Origin of the sequence: Clostridium sp. BL-8, from assembly GCF_002006495.1 — a bacterium.
GTDB lineage: Bacteria > Bacillota > Clostridia > Clostridiales > Clostridiaceae > Clostridium.
The window spans coordinates 25,494-47,340 of sequence record NZ_LZZL01000012.1; the positions used below are offsets into that span (position 1 = coordinate 25,494).

General features: G+C 29.0%; 26 protein-coding genes. 3 read left to right on the plus strand and 23 right to left on the minus strand.

Annotated elements, in window-relative coordinates; translation table 11 throughout:
• Window positions 1-93 precede the first annotated feature (93 nt).
• The 10 genes from efp to CLOBL_RS05350 form a co-directional block, all read right to left on the minus strand.
• The gene (efp, locus tag CLOBL_RS05305; RefSeq protein ID WP_009170393.1) at window positions 94-651 is read right to left on the minus strand and encodes an elongation factor P; all 558 of its coding nucleotides are present in this window, start codon (window positions 649-651) and stop codon (window positions 94-96) included.
• Between the two features lie 167 nt (window positions 652-818).
• Window positions 819-1,187, minus strand: coding sequence for a hypothetical protein (locus CLOBL_RS05310; RefSeq protein WP_077858061.1), 369 nt, complete (start codon window positions 1,185-1,187; stop codon window positions 819-821).
• On the minus strand, window positions 1,180-1,587 hold the full coding sequence (locus CLOBL_RS05315; RefSeq protein ID WP_077858062.1) for a hypothetical protein: 408 nt from the start codon (window positions 1,585-1,587) through the stop codon (window positions 1,180-1,182). Before CLOBL_RS05315 ends, CLOBL_RS05310 begins: the two co-directional genes overlap by 8 nt.
• Entirely contained in the window at window positions 1,535-2,194 is a 660-nt protein-coding gene (locus tag CLOBL_RS05320; protein WP_077858063.1) for a hypothetical protein, read from the minus strand. Before CLOBL_RS05320 ends, CLOBL_RS05315 begins: the two co-directional genes overlap by 53 nt.
• 51 nt (window positions 2,195-2,245) lie before the next feature.
• Complete coding sequence (locus tag CLOBL_RS05325; protein WP_077858064.1) at window positions 2,246-2,674, minus strand: hypothetical protein; 429 nt, start codon at window positions 2,672-2,674, stop codon at window positions 2,246-2,248.
• Window positions 2,665-3,111 (minus strand): hypothetical protein, encoded by a 447-nt coding sequence (locus CLOBL_RS05330; protein ID WP_077858065.1) that lies wholly within the window; start codon window positions 3,109-3,111, stop codon window positions 2,665-2,667. Before CLOBL_RS05330 ends, CLOBL_RS05325 begins: the two co-directional genes overlap by 10 nt.
• Window positions 3,101-3,535: a hypothetical protein gene (locus CLOBL_RS05335; RefSeq protein WP_077858066.1), complete on the minus strand. Its 435-nt coding sequence runs from the start codon at window positions 3,533-3,535 to the stop codon at window positions 3,101-3,103. Before CLOBL_RS05335 ends, CLOBL_RS05330 begins: the two co-directional genes overlap by 11 nt.
• A 26-nt stretch (window positions 3,536-3,561) precedes the next feature.
• Window positions 3,562-3,981: a prepilin-type N-terminal cleavage/methylation domain-containing protein gene (locus CLOBL_RS05340; RefSeq protein WP_179117684.1), complete on the minus strand. Its 420-nt coding sequence runs from the start codon at window positions 3,979-3,981 to the stop codon at window positions 3,562-3,564.
• Window positions 3,978-5,099: a type II secretion system F family protein gene (locus CLOBL_RS05345; protein WP_077858068.1), complete on the minus strand. Its 1,122-nt coding sequence runs from the start codon at window positions 5,097-5,099 to the stop codon at window positions 3,978-3,980. Before CLOBL_RS05345 ends, CLOBL_RS05340 begins: the two co-directional genes overlap by 4 nt.
• Window positions 5,089-6,447, minus strand: coding sequence for a GspE/PulE family protein (locus CLOBL_RS05350; protein ID WP_179117691.1), 1,359 nt, complete (start codon window positions 6,445-6,447; stop codon window positions 5,089-5,091). The genes CLOBL_RS05345 and CLOBL_RS05350 overlap by 11 nt, the downstream gene beginning before the upstream one ends.
• Before the next feature lie 826 nt (window positions 6,448-7,273).
• On the opposite strand from CLOBL_RS05350, the gene CLOBL_RS28465 reads away from it, so the two are divergent.
• Both CLOBL_RS28465 and CLOBL_RS05365 read left to right on the plus strand, forming a co-directional pair.
• Window positions 7,274-7,588, plus strand: a complete 315-nt coding sequence (locus CLOBL_RS28465) for a hypothetical protein (protein ID WP_077858070.1) — start codon at window positions 7,274-7,276, stop codon at window positions 7,586-7,588.
• Window positions 7,589-7,695: 107 nt separating this feature from the next.
• The gene (locus CLOBL_RS05365; RefSeq protein ID WP_077858071.1) at window positions 7,696-8,031 is read left to right on the plus strand and encodes a hypothetical protein; all 336 of its coding nucleotides are present in this window, start codon (window positions 7,696-7,698) and stop codon (window positions 8,029-8,031) included.
• A 391-nt stretch (window positions 8,032-8,422) separates the two neighbouring features.
• On the opposite strand, the gene arr is transcribed toward CLOBL_RS05365, so the two are convergent.
• Together arr and CLOBL_RS05375 are read right to left on the minus strand one after the other, a co-directional pair.
• Window positions 8,423-8,839: an NAD(+)--rifampin ADP-ribosyltransferase gene (arr, locus tag CLOBL_RS05370; RefSeq protein WP_077858072.1), complete on the minus strand. Its 417-nt coding sequence runs from the start codon at window positions 8,837-8,839 to the stop codon at window positions 8,423-8,425.
• A 377-nt stretch (window positions 8,840-9,216) separates the two neighbouring features.
• Window positions 9,217-9,435 carry a hypothetical protein gene (locus CLOBL_RS05375; RefSeq protein ID WP_077858073.1) on the minus strand — a complete coding sequence of 73 codons (219 nt, stop codon included), beginning with the start codon at window positions 9,433-9,435 and terminating at the stop codon, window positions 9,217-9,219.
• A gap of 276 nt (window positions 9,436-9,711) precedes the next feature.
• Between CLOBL_RS05375 and CLOBL_RS27890 the strand changes: the two genes are divergently transcribed.
• Window positions 9,712-9,849 carry a hypothetical protein gene (locus CLOBL_RS27890; protein ID WP_179117683.1) on the plus strand — a complete coding sequence of 46 codons (138 nt, stop codon included), beginning with the start codon at window positions 9,712-9,714 and terminating at the stop codon, window positions 9,847-9,849.
• A gap of 266 nt (window positions 9,850-10,115) precedes the next feature.
• On the opposite strand, the gene CLOBL_RS05380 is transcribed toward CLOBL_RS27890, so the two are convergent.
• From CLOBL_RS05380 to CLOBL_RS05430, 11 genes are all read right to left on the minus strand, one after another.
• Window positions 10,116-10,715, minus strand: coding sequence for a nitroreductase family protein (locus CLOBL_RS05380; RefSeq protein ID WP_077858074.1), 600 nt, complete (start codon window positions 10,713-10,715; stop codon window positions 10,116-10,118).
• Between the two features lie 61 nt (window positions 10,716-10,776).
• The gene (locus CLOBL_RS05385) at window positions 10,777-11,475 is read right to left on the minus strand and encodes a pirin family protein (RefSeq protein ID WP_077858075.1); all 699 of its coding nucleotides are present in this window, start codon (window positions 11,473-11,475) and stop codon (window positions 10,777-10,779) included.
• 290 nt (window positions 11,476-11,765) lie between these two features.
• Complete coding sequence (locus tag CLOBL_RS05390) at window positions 11,766-12,074, minus strand: helix-turn-helix domain-containing protein (RefSeq protein ID WP_009170374.1); 309 nt, start codon at window positions 12,072-12,074, stop codon at window positions 11,766-11,768.
• Between the two features lie 175 nt (window positions 12,075-12,249).
• The gene (locus CLOBL_RS05395) at window positions 12,250-13,047 is read right to left on the minus strand and encodes a polysaccharide deacetylase family protein (RefSeq protein WP_077858076.1); all 798 of its coding nucleotides are present in this window, start codon (window positions 13,045-13,047) and stop codon (window positions 12,250-12,252) included.
• Window positions 13,048-13,247: 200 nt separating this feature from the next.
• Window positions 13,248-13,514 carry a DUF6171 family protein gene (locus CLOBL_RS05400; RefSeq protein WP_035301812.1) on the minus strand — a complete coding sequence of 89 codons (267 nt, stop codon included), beginning with the start codon at window positions 13,512-13,514 and terminating at the stop codon, window positions 13,248-13,250.
• 4 nt (window positions 13,515-13,518) lie between these two features.
• A complete protein-coding gene (locus CLOBL_RS05405; RefSeq protein WP_077858077.1) occupies window positions 13,519-14,997 on the minus strand; it encodes an alpha-N-arabinofuranosidase in 1,479 nt (492 codons plus the stop codon).
• Between the two features lie 97 nt (window positions 14,998-15,094).
• Window positions 15,095-15,949: a carbohydrate ABC transporter permease gene (locus tag CLOBL_RS05410; protein WP_077858078.1), complete on the minus strand. Its 855-nt coding sequence runs from the start codon at window positions 15,947-15,949 to the stop codon at window positions 15,095-15,097.
• A gap of 22 nt (window positions 15,950-15,971) precedes the next feature.
• Window positions 15,972-16,841 carry a sugar ABC transporter permease gene (locus tag CLOBL_RS05415; RefSeq protein WP_077858232.1) on the minus strand — a complete coding sequence of 290 codons (870 nt, stop codon included), beginning with the start codon at window positions 16,839-16,841 and terminating at the stop codon, window positions 15,972-15,974.
• A 66-nt stretch (window positions 16,842-16,907) separates the two neighbouring features.
• Window positions 16,908-18,209: an extracellular solute-binding protein gene (locus CLOBL_RS05420; protein ID WP_077858079.1), complete on the minus strand. Its 1,302-nt coding sequence runs from the start codon at window positions 18,207-18,209 to the stop codon at window positions 16,908-16,910.
• Between the two features lie 110 nt (window positions 18,210-18,319).
• Window positions 18,320-19,930 carry a response regulator gene (locus CLOBL_RS05425; RefSeq protein ID WP_077858080.1) on the minus strand — a complete coding sequence of 537 codons (1,611 nt, stop codon included), beginning with the start codon at window positions 19,928-19,930 and terminating at the stop codon, window positions 18,320-18,322.
• A gap of 58 nt (window positions 19,931-19,988) precedes the next feature.
• Window positions 19,989-21,785, minus strand: a complete 1,797-nt coding sequence (locus CLOBL_RS05430; protein ID WP_077858081.1) for a sensor histidine kinase — start codon at window positions 21,783-21,785, stop codon at window positions 19,989-19,991.
• Window positions 21,786-21,847 lie beyond the last annotated feature (62 nt).

Below are 21,847 nucleotides of genomic sequence, written 5' to 3' on the forward strand. Positions count from 1 at the left end.
TCCTTCTCAATATTTGCAGTTAAATGTTTGGCATACGCATCATACATATATAAATAAAGTTGCCAAGCTTCATGCTTAGCAACCTATGTATGCCTAAACTCTTTCCATATATTCGCCAGTTCTTGTGTCTACTCTTATAGTATCTCCTTCATTAACAAACATAGGAACATTTACTACTGCACCTGTTTCAAGTGTTGCTGGTTTCATTGCATTAGTAGCTGTATTTCCTTTAACACCTGGTTCAGATTCTGTAATTAATAATTCAACAAAGTTTGGTGCATCTACTGAGAATGCTTCACCCTTATAGAATTTAATTGTTGCAAACATATTTTCCTTTAAGAATCTTATTGCATCAGCAACTTTTTCGTAATTTAAAGGAATTTGTTCATATGTTTCTTGATCCATAAAGTAATACAATTCTCCATCTGAATAAAGATATTGCATTTCCTTTCTTTCAATTACAACATCTTGTAATTTTTGAGTTGGATTAAATGTTGTATCTGTAACTCCACCTGAAATTACATTTCTAAGTTTAGTTCTTACGAATGCTGCTCCTTTTCCTGGTTTAACATGTAAAAACTCTACTACTGTAAATACTTGTCCATCCAATTCAAAAGTTACACCTTTTCTTATATCTCCTGCTGTTATCATTAAAGATCCCTCCAAATTTATAAAACTAATTACACTATAACTATATCCTCAAACATTAAGCTTAATACACTTAACCGTTGACATAACACTCATATTTTATCAAAAGACGATAACAATTGCAATCTTTCTAATTATTTTATAGTAAAAATTTATAATTTTATCATTATTTAAACACTTTCTTTAGCACTTAATTCCAACTCTACATATTTTTCTTTTTCATTTTTATTCACTATAAAATTACTTATATCATAATCTTTTAGTTTAGATAATTCACTTATCAGCTGATCTTTATCTCCCTTTATTCGTACTTTTACATGCCACTTTCCACCAGTATATGTCGCAGATACAATTGTTTTATCATTTATGTAACTTAAATCATTTGTAATCTCAGTTATAGTTTTATTTTTATATTTATAATTCTGTGCATTGAATGCATTAATATTGTTCTCTCTTTCTATAGCATTTATACAAAATATTTGCACAAAAACTAACATAATCAATAATATTATTATACAATATTTACATAATTTATTCATTTAAGCCTACTCCTAGCTTATACCTGTTATCATTATCCAAACTCACATCATTTATATTTATTGAATTATCTAAATTCAAATAATTAATTTTATCAACACTTTCTACTATAATTTCTCCATTATTATTGTTAATATATGCTTCTTCAATATCATCTTTAAATACGTTTCTTATCCATGTATTAACATTATTATAATTAATATTATTTTGTTCTGTAGTGCTATGAGTTATAGGCTGCTTATGATAACTTTTTCTAATATACTTAAAAGTTGTTGAAAACAAAGATAAATTTATAAGTAAAAATAAAATTATAACTCTTCTTTCATTTTTCTGCTCTTTTAATTCCATTTTATAATAAAATTTTTCCGGAATAAAATTTTTGTTTTTCATATATTTTTTCATTAATTAAATCTCCTACGTTTAATTTTATTATCTTAACCTTGTTCTTAGAAGAAAATATATCAAAAACATTATTGTCCATGTATATTTCCTCAGAATCATTAATTTCATTTAAAATTAACTTCTCATTATCATTAACAAAACCATAATTAAATAATCCTTTTTTAAAGCTAGTAAAGTAATAAAATTCATTAAGCTTCACTACTACATCTGCATTAAAATTATTCCGTTTTAAAATTTTCTGCATTACTTCTTTTATTATAAATTGGATTGGCTTAATCTCCAAAAAGCTCGAAGCTACTGATAGCTTCTCTACTCTTTTAGCACCCTTTATAGAATATATAACAATAATGTTATTCTTCTTTTCAAAATCATATAATAAATCTCCTGTTTGAGGAAAATTATTATTAATTTTATTATTTACGAATTCGTACATCCTGTGCTTTTTAACCTTATCATTGAATTGTTTCACATAAAGATTTTCTTCTAATATGACTATTTTTAACCTAGGTTTAAATAAATCAACTATTTCATTTATTCTATCGAAATTATATTCTTTATTATTAAATACAAAAGAACTTTTATTAATTAGTATTATAGATTTTTTCATATTTTCTCCTAATTTCAGACTTATAGTTATTATTCCCTTTTTTATAAGTTTTTATTCATCCTCATTCATAAATTTATATGTTGGAATTAAAATCATCTCATCCTTTTTAAAGATATATGAAATCTCTCGCTTTCTAATTCTGTCATTTCTATTTTTAGTATTCAAAAAAAATTTATCGTCTTGAGCTTTATAATTGAGACTGCTGTCATCATCTATTTCTATATCAAAATCATTTAAAAACATGCTTTCCGCCTCATTTAATTGATTTTCTTTATATTTATCATTTAGTTCTTGCATGCATTTATAAAGAATCTCTTCTTCATCTTTATCCAAATCATAAATGTCTTTATCAAACTCATAAACACTGCGTAATTCATTATTATTTCTCATCATTTCAAATATAAGACACCCGAGAGTAGTCATCAAAGCTAGGATGATTATCGTACTTATTAAAACTGTTCCTCTTTTCTTCAGATACACTTTATAAATTCCTTTCCTTCTTTATCACGTACTATTAGATAAATTAACTTTCCTTTCTTTCTCACTTCAAGATTATCTATATCTTCAATTATTGTATTTATAGTTTTTGTAACATTCCCATCTACGTATTTCACAACAATCGCGCCATTATATGACTTAATTATTTTATCCGAATCCTCTACATCGCTATTTTTCAATAACGTAATACTATTATTATCTACCATTACCTTTTCAAAGCGTCCTCTGGATATTATGTTATCTAAATTTATAAAAAAATCCTGACATTTGTCATATTTAATAGATAAATTAGCATCATCTATGTATGATTTATAAATTGAAATATATAAATTTATTCCTTCTGATAAAATTATTGTTGTCAAAAAAATATACACTAACGATTCTATAATTGTGAATCCTTTCTTTTTCTTATACCTCATCCATCCACCAGCTTTTAGTAAACTCTTTTTCTAAAACAACTTCTTCTCCATTAGAATTAATTTTTGCTTCAATTTTTAGTTTCACTCCCATATTATTTTCACTTAATCTGCTTATTTTAATATCATCTCCGCGTTCAAGATCCTTAACATCTGTATCAACTAATCGTCTTGATAAATCCTCTTTATATTTCAGTCCTATTTTATCATCTTCTCTACTTAGCATGTCTTCTATTTCTTCTTTAGTTAAGTTATATTTAAACTCGCTGATCATATTACATATAGTCCGACTTACTTCTTCCTGCAAAATTCTTTCTTTCAACATATTTCTGCTTTGTATAATCGTACTCACCATAAATGTTGTAGTCACCATCAAAATCATAGCAGCTGCTATTACTTCAATTAAGATACTCCCTTGTTTTTTCATATAATAATCTCCACTATCCTCACGCCTTAATCTACTCCTACATTAATTGTTATATCATGTCTTTCTCCTAATCCATCAAGTATTTTTATTGTATATCCTCTTGTTATTTTTCCAGTAGGTGTTATCATTAAACTAATATCATTACTGATTATCCTCATTCCACTTGGCAGCTTAATAATCTTTTCTATACTATCCCAGCCTTCTATAAATCGCACTTCATTTTTGCTCGCCGTTATAGTAATCTTCCCATATCTATTTTTTTCTCTGCATACAGCTTTAGCATATGAAAGTAAATCTTGTATCTCATAATTATATCCTATTCCCTTAATATTATAGGATATTTTATTGCTTAATCCACTTAAAGAACTTCCTACACTAAATAAAAGAGTCAATATAAATATACTTGCCATTGTCTCTATTAATGTAAATCCACGCCTTTTCATCATCTAATTCCATTTTGAAGATTATTAAATAGTGGCAACACAAATACCAATAAAAACACAACTATAAATCCTGCCATTATCAACATAAAAGCAGGATTTATACACTTTAAATATTTTTTTATCTGCTCTGATAATTTATATTCTAAATCTTGTGATAATTCCTTAAACCCCTGTTCAATTGTTCCACTTTCCTCTCTAATTTTTATTATAGCTAGTGTATGCTTAGAAAATATTCCACTTAACATCAAAGATTCTGTTAAAGTCTTGCCTTTTAAAATATTTAAATTTATCTCCCCTGCCTTTTTTCTCAGATAAGCAGAATTTATACTCCCTTCACAATATTCAAGTGCGTGGGATATATTAATTCCAGTACTTGTTATTATTGAAAAAAGTAAAACCATCATATACTCAAAAAAGCCTTTTACTATGGGTATTCTGCTAAATTTATCTATAGTAATTTTTTTAGAACACTCTTTTAGAATAATTAATATAACTGACGTCCAACATACTATTGTTATTCCTGTTATTAGTGGATCATCTCTCATATTATTATTTATATTATATAGAATTTGGCATGCTGCAGGTAATTTAACATTCATTGATTTATATATTTCACAAAAGTTAGGGATTACTGTATTTACAAAAAATATACTTAATGCAACTAAGGATATAAGTACAAATATCGGATAAATACATGCATTTTTAATTTCAGTTTTAATAAATAGCAATTTACTATAGAATTCACTAAGACCTTTTAACACCTGATATAACTTACCAGTATTTTCTCCTATTGCAATCATTCCCACAAATAAATATGGATATAACTCTTTATATTGTCCAAAACCTTGTGATAAACTCTTTCCTTCTTTAATGTGTATTAATATATTATATAGACTGTTTTTATATACCCTATTTGAAAGAATATCAATTACTAATTCCACAGCCATAGCAATAGGTATTCCTGCATTGTACATTTGAGCTAAATTTTCAGCAATAAAAGCAAGTTGTTTTTCATCTGCTTTTTGTTTAAATATTCCTCTTAATCTGAATTTCTTAAAAACTGAATTTTCAAATATTTCACCACTTTCTTCCTTTGAAGAATAATTTCCACTAAAATTCATTTAATCTCTCTCCTTCAATGAATTCTAAATAATCCTCTTTTGATATTTTGCCTTCATATAGTAGTTTTTCTAAATCGTGCTTCATATTCTCATTTGATAAATAGCTATTATCTTCATGAAGCTCCTCAATTTTCTTTTTGTTCTTTTCCTCTAAAAAGTGAACTGCACTAATAATTTCTCTTCCCCCATATCCAGAGTAATTGCAAGTTTTACATCCGCATTTCTTATATATTTTTCTCCCATCAACTGAGTTTTCATTATCTAGTTCCTTACATCTCTCGCACAAAGTCTTTATTAATCTTTGAGAGATTATTCCAACTAACGCATCGCTTAGTAAATAAGGTTTAACGCCCATGTTTTCAAGCCTTATGTATACTTCTCTTGCCGATCTGCAGTGAATTGTGCTATAAACCTTATGACCTGTAATTGATGCTCTTACTGCCATATTGGCAGTTTCTTCATCCCTTATTTCCCCAATCATTATCACATCTGGGTCCTGCCGTAAGATGCTTCTAAGTCCATTAGAGAAATCTATGTTTAATTTTTTATTTAAGCTCATCTGATTTATATTTGGCATTACAATTTCAACTGGATCTTCAAGTGTCGTAATATTTTGAGCTTTAGAGTCAATTTCTTTTAATATTGTGTAGAGAGTAGTAGTTTTGCCACTTCCGGTCGGACCGCAAGTCAAAAATAATCCATTCTTTAAAGATATAATTTTTCTAATAAGTTTAATTTCATTTTCAGAAAACCCTAAATCTTCAAGGCTGTAATCAAAATTATCACAGTATAGTATTCTTATTACCAGCTTTTCCCCGTAAACTACTGGGATAGATGATATTCTTAAATCATATTTTAGATTTTTATAATTAACCATTATTTTTCCATCTTGTGGTTTCCTCTTTTCAGTTATGTCCATGTTTGCTTTTAATTTTATTTTTGACGCAAGAGTAGTATACTCATTTGAGTCAATTTTGTGAACCAAAACCAAGCTTCCATTTATTCTGTATCTTACAAAGACGCAGGTTTTCTGCGGCTCTATATGAATATCACTGGCTTTATCTCTTATTGCATTGAATATTAATACATCTTCTAAATTTTTATTATCTTCGCCAAAAATAATATTTTTTAGATGTTCAAAGTTGTTTTCTTCTACAGTATCGATAACTATATCTTTATTATAGATGAATTTTAAATATTCCTTGGCTTCTTCAGTAGCTTCATAGGCTAAAACTATTATCTCGTTTGTTTTTTCCTTTATCGGTATGATCTTATACTTTTCGCAAATTTCTTTTCTTAAATTCCTTGCTGTCTTTAAATCTACATCTTCAATTTTATATTCCTTTATTTAAAAACACCTTCTTTTATCAATTTGAATTCACTTATATTATAAATTTTAGACTTGGTCATGGAAAAATATTCATAATTTTTGAGATAAGAATGAAAAAAGGAGGTCAAAAGAAAAGATGATTTATAATAGTAGCTAATTTTAATGATAATTAACGCATTTAAAGAGGTTAAATCTATTATTTCAATTTCCTTGTTATACATCTTGTTATATAATTTTTACTCATACTTTAATAAAAATGTAATAAATTCACTCTCAGAACAGTATAATACCAACAATTAATATGAATCAAATCTTAATTTCTACTTTTACTAAATTCTAAAAGTTTATTGATTAACTCGTACTTCTCTTCACTAGTCTCAGAATCATATTACCGCCAAAGATTAATGTATATGCTGCTAATCTTAGCCAATTAATTTTCTTATAATTTAGTAATATAAATACGATATGAACATATGCTAGTAAATAAAATAAGTAGGCCCATCCTTGTAGCTCTTTCCACTGCAGTCCTTTCATTTTTGGTCTTACTTTTCTTAATGATGTTATAAACAATGGTATCATTAAAATAAATCCAATTATTCCACCTATAATGAAAATATTTTTAATAATAGTATTACCAAAAATAACAAATGAGCCCCTCTTTGCAGGAGCTCATTTGTTATTTTTTAAATTTCTTGCCATCTTAGTATTGTGAACTATTCTTCTACTTAATACATAATTTCTTTTCCTCTCATCTAACATATTCTGATAATTTTTTCTCAACTAAATATTATGAATATTATTATTGACAAGACGCAAAATAAAATTGAAAGGTGGTTACATATCGATGAAAAAGTTCATTATATTCGTAATTTTATTATCTTTATCATTTAATATATTTTTATCAATATCTGCATTTGCAGTCACTACTTTTAAAGAGGGTATATATAAATTATCCGATTTTAATATTTCACCTAATAATAGGTATACCATTCAGAATATTTCTCCTAGTCAAAGTGTGTATATACTACTCTTTGATGAAAATCAACTCCAAATACAGTCTATACGCTTAAAACCTAATTCAGAAAGTTATAGTCTACTACCTTTGCAGCCTAATTACAGAATTATAGTAATTGGTAATGGTGAAGTAATCATTCAATAAAAGGTCTTTTACTATAAATTTTCTACATCTTGAATATTTGTTTCCTAAGTTCACATAATAACAATGCATTTAATTGGCTTAAAATAACTTTAGAGGTGGTTAGTGCAATGAAAAAGTTTATTATTATATTTTCTATTTTCTTGTTTGTATCATTTAATTTAAATGTTATTCCCATTAGTGCCCAACCTCCAGGAACATTTTCTCAAGGTATTTATAAAATAAGTGATTTAAAATTACTTTTAAATGTTGAGTATGCTGTTCAAAATGTTTCACCCGCTGAAAGTTTCCTTATTATATTTGATAGCAACAAAAGAATAGAACAATCTATACGTTTGGAAGGAAACTCTATAAAATATGTCTTAAAACCTATGGAAGAAGATTATAGTATTATAATATTTGGTGATGGGCAGCTAGATTTCACTCCAGTAAATCCTATTACGTAATAATATTTTTAATTTTTATAATTTGTTTATTTAATAAGCTTCTTTATGTATAGAAGCTTATTTTTTTATTACTATAAATTATCTGCACATTAATGCTATTTAACTTTTCCTTTATCTTTATATTCATTTTTTCATTATCCTTGTTCTTCTTATTAATTTATTTTGTCCATATTTGCAATTTCCATAAGTAATAATTTTTTTACCAATTGGACAAAATTTAATATTTCTCTTATGATACTACGAACTTTTTTAATATAATGCATTAAAAAAACCGCAATTCAAATATCTTGAATAATGCGATTTTACAATTTAGTATTTAATTTTATTAGTTCATGATTTAATAAAATGCCTCACCAATTCCTTGCAATGCTGCAAATTGTATATTTATGAATTAATCGTATATTACATTTTTTCCTTCATCATTTAACTTTTTTAAAGATGAAAGCATATGATTTATTTCCTCATCAGAATGTCTTTCCCATGAACCTAATTCGGCTATTATTTTCAAAGGAGATTTAGACCTATAAGAGCGTGTTGGATTTCCAGGAAATCTCTTATCAGTTAAGTTCGGATCATTTTCAAATTCACCTAATGGTTCTACAATATAAATTCTTTCTTTTGATTTAGATGTGGCTAATTCAGCACCCCATTTAGCAGCATTTAATGTTGCAGTAAAATAAATATAATTAGATTTTTTATTTTGGTAATTTGATAAATGTTGTGGTTCTAATAAATCTCCAATTTTTAGTTCTGCTTTAGTACCATGAAAAAAAGGACCATTATCTAAAACATCTTTTTTGCTATTCATGCTGATACACTCCTTTTATATTTTTAAATTTGTGTACAATATATAGTATCCAACTTACAAAAAAATTGATGAACAATATATTATCGCTATGAATTTATTGTAACATACATTGCAAATATCACATTATTCAATTTTCAAAAGCACTTTTTTATTAATTACTGAACCAAATTTACATATTATAACTTAAATTTGTCACCCTCTTGACACATTGGCCAATTATAATAAAGTTACAAAGTTAATAATATTTTCTTCATTAGCATTTACTCCACAAGTAAATTTACTATAAAAAGAGCAACATATTTGATATGCTGCTCTTTATTTGATTTCAAACAATTTTTACTCGTGTATATTTTAATATTATCGTACAGTTCAATTCACTATTTTTCTTTCAATTTGACAATTTCGTCTTCAATTATTATTTGATCAGTTTCCTCTAAATAGTTCAAAGTGGGTTCCATAAGCTCCATTGGCCTTAAAAGTGTTGATCCGATTAAAATTTTATTATAAGTTGCAAAACAGACTTCATTCAATTCACGAAAACTCATACCATATGGTTTTATTTTAAGATTCATAATAACTCTTTCTATTGCATTCATAATTCTCACCATCCTCATATAATTAATTATACAAAAATTAGAAATTTCCTTTCAAATTATAGCAACTTTAATAATCATATAATCATTACTTTGTTCATTAGACAATCATCAAAAAGGTAGCATATCATTGAGTAATTATATGAAAGTTGCTATTTACTAAAAAAAAATCTAAATATACAGAGAAAGGTGATTTTATTAAAATAATATTATCAAACAGATGATATAAAATGTGGTATAATATAAAGATTACTTAAAGAAAATCATGGAGGTCTGTTTATGGATAAGAGTATATTAAAGATGGTACTTATAGTAACAATTATAGCAATTACGTTATTAGTTGGCAGCTTATGTATAGCAATGCATTATGGAGGCTTAATGATGCGCTCTATAAATACATCAAGTCAAGAAAATTAAAATAATTGAATTTAATATAATAGATATATTTATAATCCATTAGCAATCTTATAACTACTTTCTAATTCTCCTGTTATATAACTTTTTTGTATGTCTCTTATATCCCTTTCTGCTAATTTTTCTGCTAATGAATAATAAGTTAAATATAAACATAAAAACAACCCACGAAATCCATATTTTCGTGGGTCTTATTATAGAATTGGAACATAATCTTTAAAATTATGCAATGAATTTTAATTATATGATTTCCTTCACTATTTATATAATTACTTAAATACTTTAATACGTTCTTCTAATGGCTTAAATTCTTTTTCACTTGGCTCTGCTGTGGGTTTTCCAAATGGCATTTGTCCAATAATCTTCCAGCTATCAGGTATATGCCATTCTTTCTTCACATCTGTTTCAATAAGTTCATTATAGTGTTGTAATGATACTCCAAAACCTTCAATTTCCAATGCTGTCCAAATAACAAATTGATGCATTCCACTTGATTGCTGCGACCAAATTGGAAAGTTATCCTTGTAAAGCGCAAATTTTTCTTGAAGAGACTCTATTATACTGTTATCCTCAAAGAATAAAACTGTGCCATATCCACTTTTAAAAGAATTTATCTTATCTTCAGTATCCTTAAACTTGTCAGCTGGCACGATCTTTCTTAAAGCCTCCTTTGTAATGTCCCATAATTTATCATGTTCATTGCCGAGCAATAAAACTATCCTTGCACTTTGTGAGTTAAATGCTGATGGAGTATGTTTAACAGAATGCTCTATAATTTCTTTAATTCTTTCATCTGAAACAACTGTTTCCTTACTTATTCCATAATATGAACGTCTATCTGCTACTGCACTTAAAAAATCTTTTGACATAAATCATTCCTCCTCATTTATAAAACATATTTATAATAATTTTTAATTATAATGAAATCTACTATTCTTTTCTCATTTCTAAAACTAGAATATGAGAATTTTCCTTTGCTTTAATTAACACATCTTCTTCAACTATTTCTAGTCCATCTTGAGCATTTAATTCGATATTATTTATTTTAGAAGCTCCCTCTATCTGAACTAAATACGCTTGCCTTCCTTCATCTACAAAGAATTTAATTTCTTTTTCTTTCTCAAGTTCTAAAGAGTAAATATTTGTATTTTGATTTATTTTTATTGGAGCATCTCCTTCTTTACTTGAAACCATATGAAGCCATTTATTTTCTCTGTCATTCCACTTGAACCTATAGTCTCCATAATCAGGATTATGCCCTGATTTGTCTGGTAATATCCATATTTGTAACAATCTTAATCTTTCTTCACCATAATTAAATTCACTATGGTATACTCCTGTTCCAGCGCTCATGTATTGGACATGTCCGCGAGTTATTGTGTTTTTATTCCCCATACTATCTTCATGTGTAAGATCACCATTAATTACGTATGTTATTATTTCCATATCTTTATGAGGATGTGTATCAAATCCGGTATCGGGTTCAATTAAATCATCATTTATAACCCTTAAAGTTCCAAACCTAATATTAAATGGATTATAATATTCTGCAAAAGAAAAATGAAATTTACTTCTTAACCATCCCAGATCACTACTTCCCATACTCGTATTATCAATCTTTCGTAACACTTTACATCCCTCCTATTCATTACTATTAATATATAATCAAAATATCCCAAATCTTTCTATTAAATTCAGCGAACTTACAAAAACTCATTTAAATAACTTAATATAGTTCATTACTTTTAGTAACTAACTATACATAAATTATAATACACTTATTATTGCTGGTCAATAATATTTAAAACTATTTTTCTAAATATTATTTTAAATACCAGTTTTTCATAAAAGCTAAAAAAGTGGCTGCCTCAAATTCATTTTGATTAAGCCACTTTCTTATACATTTTATAATATATTAGCTAAGTCCATTTTTCTGCCCATTTTTGAATTTCATCCATAGCGCTTTGAAGATCTCTTCCTTTTTCCGTCAACTCATATTCTATTCGTACTGGAGTTTCTGGATAAACCTTTCTTATAATAATTCCTTCCTTCTCCAATTCCTTAAATCTTTCTGTAAGCATACGAGCACTCATATTAGGAATTGCTTCTGCTATATCTGAAAAACGATTTTGATCATTCAATAACGTTCTTATAATCAAACCGGTCCATCTTTTCCCTAGTAGTTCAAAGGCATTTTCAAACTTTGGACACATATGAAACTTTTCCATTTTCAATCACCACCTTTAGTTATTTTATCACACTTACTTTATAATAGTAAGTACGTTATTTTATTCTTAATCTTTGATTATAATTAAACCACCTTTTCTGATGAAAATTAGATTTGTAAATCAATTTTACATCAGAAAAGGTGGTTTTAATAATATAAATTTAAATTTTAATATATTATAATCTTATTGTTTCTCCACATTTAACTTCCACAGCTTTATCGTCTACGCTAATCCATACTGTTATTGCAGTAGGGTTATATACAATATCTCCTTTTGCAGAGAATTCAAGTTTTTTTAATGCCTTAATATATCTCATTACCTCAATGTTTGTTGCAAACCAAATTTCTTTATTTTTAGAAACTAACTCGCAAAAATTCTCAATCAAATTCCAGTTATTATTTCTTTCAAACTCAAAGCTATGTCCCCAAACATACATCAGCTTTAACTTTCCCTTAAATTCATAATCAGAAAATTTTTGTCCAAGCTCCATAAGATTATCATCGTGATGACAAGTTGCATTCCAAGCCAAGAAATTTTCTGGAATATAAAAATCATGATGTGAAACTACAGTTCTTGAATACTGAATTCCAAGACTCTCAAGAGTTTTTATAAGCTTTCCATTAAAAGCTCCATAAGGATAAGACATTCCTTTAATAGGATAATCAACTAAAGACTCTAAGCATTTTCTATCTTCAACTATTTCTTCTATGATACCTTCAACTGGTATGCAGTCTAAAAATGGATGCGTTTTTGCATGTAGGGAAACCTCATGACCTTCATAAAGCTTTGCAACTTCAGCTTTAGTTATAAAATTCTCCTTATCTAGGATTCCTGAGTTTAAATGAAACGTACCTTTTATTCCATACTTATTAAATATGCTTATTAATCTCCTATCAAAAATTTGTCCATCATCATAACTCATGGTTAATGCTTTTGTTTTTCCTTCTGGAAATAAATCAAAATTAATATTCATACCTTTCACCTCAAATTTTATATTTTTAACTCAGTAAAAAACAATATACCAACGCTATAACATATATTTATTCTTAATCATTCCCCTTGACTAAATGCTCTTTGGAACAGATTCAACTAAACTTAACTACAATATAAAATTTCATCTAAAAAGTCTAATTTGTCTTATACATATGACTTTAACTTTTTGCCCTCATAACCTTATTTCCACATAGAGTTGTTGGGATATGGACAATCTTTCTCCTGCTGCAAGGCTCTAACCTGCACAATACATCCACATTCTCTGCAGGTTGTATTATACTCTAGATATTTACAGCTTTCGCATTTCTGAAGTCTTCTACTATACACTTCCTCAGATACTAAATTAAAATTTTTGCTATTAATAATACTTAAGATCATTGCTTTTATATCCTCTGGTGGAACCTTGACACTTGCCGAGCACCCTTTACAGTTATCTATATATGCCATCTAATTACTTTAGCTCCAATGTAACTAAGGACATAGCAGGAAGTACTGCTGTAAGTCTTCCTTCTGCTATACTTGCAGCATCAAATGATTTTAGTGATACTTTATCTGGATCTTCAAAGGTATTATGAGCATTCATTGCATCTGCAGTAAGTATAGTTCCTGTCACCTTATCCATTACTTTCCCTCTAAGCTCGCACTGAATATCAGCGGATTTTATAGGACTTAAATTACATAATGATATATGGAGCTTGCCATCCTTGTCCATCGAGGCAGTAGCCGTTACCTGTGGTATCTTATCTTCACCAAAAATATAGTCACCTGATTCAATATTTAGATCAATTAATTCAGCATCATGGTGAACCTTATACATATTAAAAGCATGATAAGTTGGAGTTAATATCATCTTTGAACCTTCTGTAAGTATAACAGCTTGAAGTACATTTATGGTCTGAGCTATATTCGCCATTTGCACTCTATCACAGTGCTTATGAAAAATATTAAAATTTACTCCAGCAACTAAGGCATCCCTTATTGTATTTTGTTGATACAAAAATCCCGGATTTGTTCCTGGTTCAACATCAAACCAAGTCCCCCATTCATCCACTATTAAAGCAACTCTCTTCTCTGGGTCATATTTATCCATAATTGCTGAATGCCTTGCAAGAAGCTCTTCCATCATCATTGATTTTTTTATGGTAAGAAACCATTCTTCTTCATTAAACTCCGTAGCAGAACCTTTACCTAGCCAGAAATCCCCCGGTATTGTGTAATAATGCAAGCTCATTCCGTCCATAAATTTGCCTGCCTCTCTCATAAGCACTTCAGTCCAGTTATAATTATAATCATTAGGACCACAGGCTATTTTGAATATTTTATTATCCCCAAAGTTCCTTACATAGGTTGAATATCTTCTATATAGATCAGCATAGTATTCTGGACGCATATTACCACCACAGCCCCAGTTTTCATTTCCAACGCCGAAGTATGTAAGCTTCCAAGGCTCTTTATTACCATTTTCTGCTCTTAAATTTGACATTGGTGACTCTCCATCAAAAGTCATATACTCAATCCATTCTCTCATTTCTTGAACAGTTCCGCTTCCTACATTACCACAAATATATGGTTCTGCTCCTAACAGCTCACAAAGTTCAAAAAATTCATGCGTACCAAAATGATTGTTTTCTGTAACTCCACCCCAATGTACATTCACCATCTTAGGCCTTGACTTTTGATCACCTATACCATCTTTCCAATGATATTCATCAGCAAAACATCCTCCTGGCCATCTAAGAACTGGAAGCTTTAACTCTTTTAAAGCTTCTACTACATCTTTTCTTATCCCATTTATATTTGGTATTTTCGAGTCCTTTCCTACCCAAAACCCACCATAAATACATCTCCCTAAATGTTCAGCAAAATTACCATAAATATTCTTATTTATTTTTCCTTTCTTAATATCTGTATTAATAATTATCTTTGCCATTTTACACCTCTCAAAACTAATTTTTAGTGCACAGAAATAAAAACAAATTATTACTATTCAATCATTTTTTAACCATGCATCATACAAATGCTTTATATTATTCCTTTACTGCACCAGCAATAAGGCTCTTTTGTACTTGCTCACTTAAAAGTATATATATCACTATTGTTGGTATTGTTGCAATAACAAGTCCTGCACCTATATCTCCCCATTTTGTTACATAATTACCTACCATAGACATAATACCTACAGTAAGCGTTTTAAATTCAGCTTTATTTATAAAGGTTACTGCAAACATCAGCTCATTCCATGAAGATAGATATGTGAATATAGCTACGGTTGCCATAGCTGGTCTTATAATAGGAATAATTATAGAAAAGAATATTCTAAAAATACCGCATCCATCTATTACTGCCGCTTCTTCCAATTCCTTTGGAATCCCTTGTAAAAATGCTGCTAATATAATAACCGCCATTGGAATAGCAAAAGCTGTGTAAGGTATTATCAAGGCCCAATATGAGTTTAACATTTTTAAATTCTTAAGAACCATAAATAACGGCAATAATGCTGCATGAATTGGCACCATCATTCCTATTAATATTATTATCAAAGTAGGTTTGCTAAGTTTCCATTTCATACGGCTGATTGCATAAGCTGTCATAGAAGACAACAAAAGCACTAAAGCTATAGTGATTACTGTAACAATTACACTGTTAAGGAAATATTTCATGACATTAGCCTGTTTAATAGCACTTTCATAGTTTTCAATACGCCACACATGTGGAAGGCCAGCAATGTTACCACCAAATATCTCACCATTATCTTTAAAAGAGAATAGCACCAACCATACAAGTGGATATATCTGTATTATTGCAACAATAATGAGAAATATCTGTACAGGTATTTTACCTATCATCCTTTTACCGTTTGAAGAACTTTTAAGCATTTTCATCCTAACTCACTTCCTTCCATTTTTACTCTGTTTTAATAAGTCTATCGAGCATTACTGTAAGTATCAAACATTCTATTATTATAAATACCGACATTGCACTTCCATAGCCGTATTTATAATTATCAAAAATAGTAGTATACATCAAGGTACTTGGAACTTCTGTCGAGAAAAATGGCCCACCATTAGTTAATACATAAATCAAATCAAATACCTTCAACGCACCAATCAATGAGAAAGTCATACAAACCTTTAAAATAGGTTTTAAAAGTGGAATAGTAATATACCATGCTGTTTTTATAGGAGAAGCTCCATCTATCTTTGCTGCTTCGTTAATATCTGAAGAGATTGACTTTGCTCCAGCATACATAATCAACATATGATAGCCTACATACTGCCATAATATAGGAATAAAACAACTTATTAGAGCTGTATCTTCTTTTCCTACCCAGTCATGGGCTAATTGGCTTTGTCCAATAGCTCTAAGTATAGTATTTAGTAGTCCATAATCAGCATTATATATTTTAATCCATAGTTGTCCAATTACAACAGTAGAAATAATTACAGGTATAAAATACACTGTGCGATAGAACTTTTCAAATTTAACTCCTGAAGCTAAAATTAACGCTAAAAGAAGAGATATTGGCAATTGGATTACTATAGAAACAAATGCAAATAATAATGAATTCTTAACTGAATGCAAGAATCTTGCGTCCATAAACATATTCTTATAATTATCTAATCCAATAAATGTTCCGCTTCCTACACCACCCCAATCAAGCATGCTATATTTTACCGATAAGATAATCGGAATAAATATAATTGTAAACATTATGATTAACGTTGGAAGCACAAATATACAAATTGTTTTTTTACTTGATAAAATAGAGTTTATGATAATCACTCCTTTAATAAAGCATGTGGTAAAACCTTTTTGCTTTACCACAAGCCCTATGCTGTTTTACTTTTCCCCTTCTACTTTAGACATTTTATCGCAGAATTCTTCTGGAGTAATCTTCTTTCCTAAAAGTTCTGCAATGAGATTTTTATGTGTCTCTGAAGAATCTGCAGGGAGTATATTATCCCACCAGTTAATAAATGATGTACCTGTTGCCATTAGCTCTGCTGATTTCTTTGTTAAATCAGAAACTGTAGAGGTATCCAATCCTTTTGTATCCCAGCATGGTAGACCTGCATTTGCTAAATAACCTTCTTTACCTATTTTTTCACTTAAGTAAATTAAGAATTGAGCAGCCTCCTTAGGATATTTTGTATTTGCATTAACATAGAAACCATCTACCCCGCCGCCATAAAACTCTGTTGCCTTACCCGCACCATCTTTAAATAAAGGAAATGGCACTGCTACAGTTTTTCCACTACTAGCTGCTGATTTATCTTCTATTGGTGAGTTTACCCAATTCGCTTGAAACATCATTGCAGAATTACCTCCTGTGAAAGCACCTAACATTTCATCGTAACTCATACTAAACATGTTATCGTTAAAGGCTCCAGCATCAGCCATTTCCTGAATCTTTTTTGCAGCTTCTATGAATTGAGGTGAATTAAATTTTGATGGATCTTTTAGTGCTGCCATGGCTGCATCATTTCCTGCCTGACGCATAGCAAAGATATCAAACCAATACATTCCAGGCCATCTATCTTTTTCTCCTAGTGCTATCGGAGTTATATTGGCTGCGCGTAACTTCTTTACAGCATCAAGCAATTCATCATATGTGGTGGGTATTTTGGCTCCAGCCTTATCAAATAACTCTTTATTGCAATATAAGCTTGCTATAAATGAATACATTGGCAAACTATAAGTCTTCCCATCAACTACGCACCCATCTATAGTACCTTTAACTAGCTTGTCTTTAACGTCTTGAGTAAGATATTCATCAAGAGCCAGCATATTTCCTGATTGTATATAAGGTTTAACAAAACTTCCTCCATACATATACTCTATATCAGGCCCCTCATTTGCTGCTATAGCTGTTTTAATCTTTGTTTTGTATTGCTCCCCTGTAACTCCATCTTGTTCTACAATTATATCTGGATGTTCTTTGTTCCACTCTTCAACAGCTTCTTTTAGTAATTTTGAAGTTGGATCAGTATCGCCAACAGATTGATGCCACATTGACAATTTAATTGTTCCATTTCCTCCACTAGAACTATCTACACTTGTTGAACTTGAACATGCAGTGAAGGAAAGCGCCATTGCACCAACAAGTGTAGCAGTTATTATTTTTAAGACATGTTTTTTCATTAAAGATCCCCCTTATATATGTTTTTTACTTCTCTTAATATTCTAGAAGCATCTGATATTGTTTACAATTCAATATCTGCACATAAATATTCAAAAAAACAACATGTTATCTAGACTTTTTTAAACTTTTTAAATTCATTAATGCAAAGTCCTGTATGCTTTTTAAATAGAATGCTTAGATAATGGGAATCACTTATTCCAACCCTTTCACTAATCTGAGATCCATTTAAATTTGTTTCCAGCAAAAGTTTTTGAACTTTTTTAATTCTTATTTCAGTAAGATACTCGATAAAAGTCTTAGAAGTTTGCTGTTTAAATAGACGTCCCAAATGTCCTGAGCTTATAAAGAATTCTTTTGCAACACTAGATAGTGATAAATCTTGATTGGAAATATTGTTATTTAAATATTCCTTTACATTTTTAATAAATGTATTCGCTTTTACTGCATTCGATTTTTGCATCAATTCAGTAATGTCTTTTACACATTCTCTCATGCACTGTTTTAGTTCTGGCAAATTATCAGCTTTTAAAATTAATTCATTTATTTTTTCATGGCTTTTCCAAATGTCTGTAGGAGTAATTTTCTGTTCACTAGCAATGCGTTGGCAGACAAATAACACATCTAAAGCCTGTAATCTAGCTTTTTTCATAGCTTCCAGATAACCAATAGCTGAAATGGTAAATATCTGTTCTAAAATTTCTAAAGCATTTTCCTTTGCTCCTGCATTAATGAATAGGCTTAACTTCCCCATCCTATCTTCATCTCTGTTATGAAAAATATTTTCACCTACATGTATGTCAGTGTAACTTATAACCTGGTTCTTTCCAGCAATAACTTTGTAGTTCACTGCTTCTATGGCCTCTTTGTAAGAAAACCTGATATTTGGAGCCTTTCCTTTTTTCATACCAACTCCCAAACTAACAGAACACTCTAACTTGTCTATAATTATTTTTTTTAGTAATTCACAGCTTTCTATTAAATCTACCTTCTCACTATTTGATAATATTGCAATTCTTCTTCCATTATCAAAAAATACAAAAACATAATTATCTTCTTTAAAGAAATTTTGTATAATATTAAAGCACTGCATAGATAGCAAAATTTTATTTTCTTCTTTTCTCTCATCTTTTATTAAATTATCCACTTCTATCAATGCTATCTGGAATACATTATAGTAAGGATCTGCATTAATCTTAAAATACTCAAATTTACTCATGATCTCTTCCGAAGTTAGCTGATCAAATAAAAGTTCATTCAAAAATTTCTCTTTTAAAATTGGTAAACTTTCATGAACCTGATTTTTCAATTGATTATATTCCTCTTCATGATTTCTTTCTGAGTTTATTATATTTCTAAGCTTACTTAAGGTCTCCATAAGTTCAGATGAATTTATAGGTTTTAAAATAAAATCATATATTCCAAGTTTAATACCACTTCTTGCATATTCAAAATCATCATAACCTGTAACAATAATAATTTTAATATCCGGATACTTTTCTATTATATTCTTGCTAAGTTCAATTCCATCTATAGAAGGCATGCATATATCAGTAAATATAATGTCTGGATTTAATTTATCTATCAATTCTAAAGCTTGCTCTGCATTTCCTGCTTCTCCCACAACTTCCATATTTACATCTTCCCAATTAACCTTCATCTTTATGAGATTTCTAATTAAATATTCATCATCTACAATAATAACCTTTAATATACCTTTCATTTTTATAACCATTCCTTTCTTGAAGCATAAAGCATTATGAAATCATTTCTTTCAGACTTCAATAGTCTTTATGCTCGGTATTTATATACAATAAAATTTTCGTTCCTCCTCCAAGCTTGCTTTCAATTTTGCAAGCTTCATCATCCCCATAAAAAATTCTAATTCTTTCAAAAGTTCCTCTAAGTCCAAAGCTTTTATTATTGTTACTTATAATATCTTTTATTTGCTTCTCACTCATTCCAGCGCCATCATCTTCCACTGATATAATAATAATTTCGTTATTCATATAAACTCTAATTTTGATAGTTCCACTTTTCCCATTTTCTCTAATTCCATGATATAGTGCATTTTCAACAAGTGGCTGCAAAATAAGCTTAGGAATCTTATAATCTAGGCAGTTTGCTTCAATTAAATATTCTGCTTTGAATAAATCCGGATATCTTATCTTTTGAATTTTGAGATAGTTTTTAACCATTTCTATTTCTTCTCTAATTGTTATAATTTCCTTGCCTTTACTAACGCTTGTCCTATAATAATTACCTAAAGCCTCTACTAATTCGCTTACCTCTTTATTGCATCCTGAAAGAGCCAGTGAATTAATTGAATCTAACGTATTATATAAAAAATGAGGTTTAATCTGAGCTTGAAACGTATACAATTCTGCTTTTCTGATTGTCTTTTGTTCTTCTATAACGTGAACAATAAGTTTTTTTATTTCTTCTATCATTATGTTATAGCCGCTGCAAAGTTTTTTTAATTCATAACCATAAGCCTTAATATGTACCTCATTGAATACGCCTTTCTCTATATCTTTCATAGAATTCAACAAATATCCAATAGGCATAGTGAAAATTCTAGATATACCAATGGAACAAACAAACAGGATAATGCCATTAAACAATATAACTATAAAACCAATAAATATCATAGTCATATTTTCTTTATAAAGTTTAGTAAAAGGAATAACACTTACAAATTTCCAATTATAATCATTTTTAGAGCTGTAACTAATAAGATATTCTGTTTTATCTATTTTTTTCATCTTATAGCCTATATCCTTACCTACAAACTCATCCCCTGCTCGTATCATTTCATTATCTATATTTATATTCTCTTGTACACTTCCCTCTTTGCTATTTAGGCTTTTTAATGATGTAATATTCTGATTTTTTTCATCTAATACTGTTATATTAGTTTCAACATCACTAGAGATATTATCAAAAACTTGTTTAAATGATTTTTGTGGAATATTAATTACTAAAACACCTAACTTATCTACATTATCCATATCTCTTATTAGACGTATCAAAGAAACATAGTTATCTTGGCTATTTTCAAAGGTTACCCCTCCTCCATTTAATTCCAGTATAAACCCTCCGTTTTTTTCCTTTACACGTTTATACCATTCTGCATTAATAATTTTATGAGCTGAAAGACTTGGTAATACATCTGCTCCTACTGAATAGACATTGCTAGAGTTATCTAAAATATACACTGAACTTACATAAGTTACAGACTGAATAAATTTATACAAGTATGAACTTACTTTAGCCTGTGCATTTAAATCCTCATACATACCACCTTGCCTTAAAAGCTTTTGCAAATCACTATTGGATAAAACCATTTTAGACAAGCTGTCTGCATTATTAATCATCAAATTAATATTTGTCTGTATAGAATTTAATGTTTGAACAGACACTTCACTGACTTTTTTCTGTGTAATATTAAAATATATTTTTTCATAAAAAAAACTACTTACAAAAGTCGAAGCCACAATAAGTACAAAATAAAACAAAGCTATTATCAGTCCAATTTTACTATCAGATAATTTTTTATTTAGTTTTTTAATCAACATTCCTATACACCCCATAAACTCAAATTCCACATTTATCGTAAAATTCAACAATTATCCCTTGA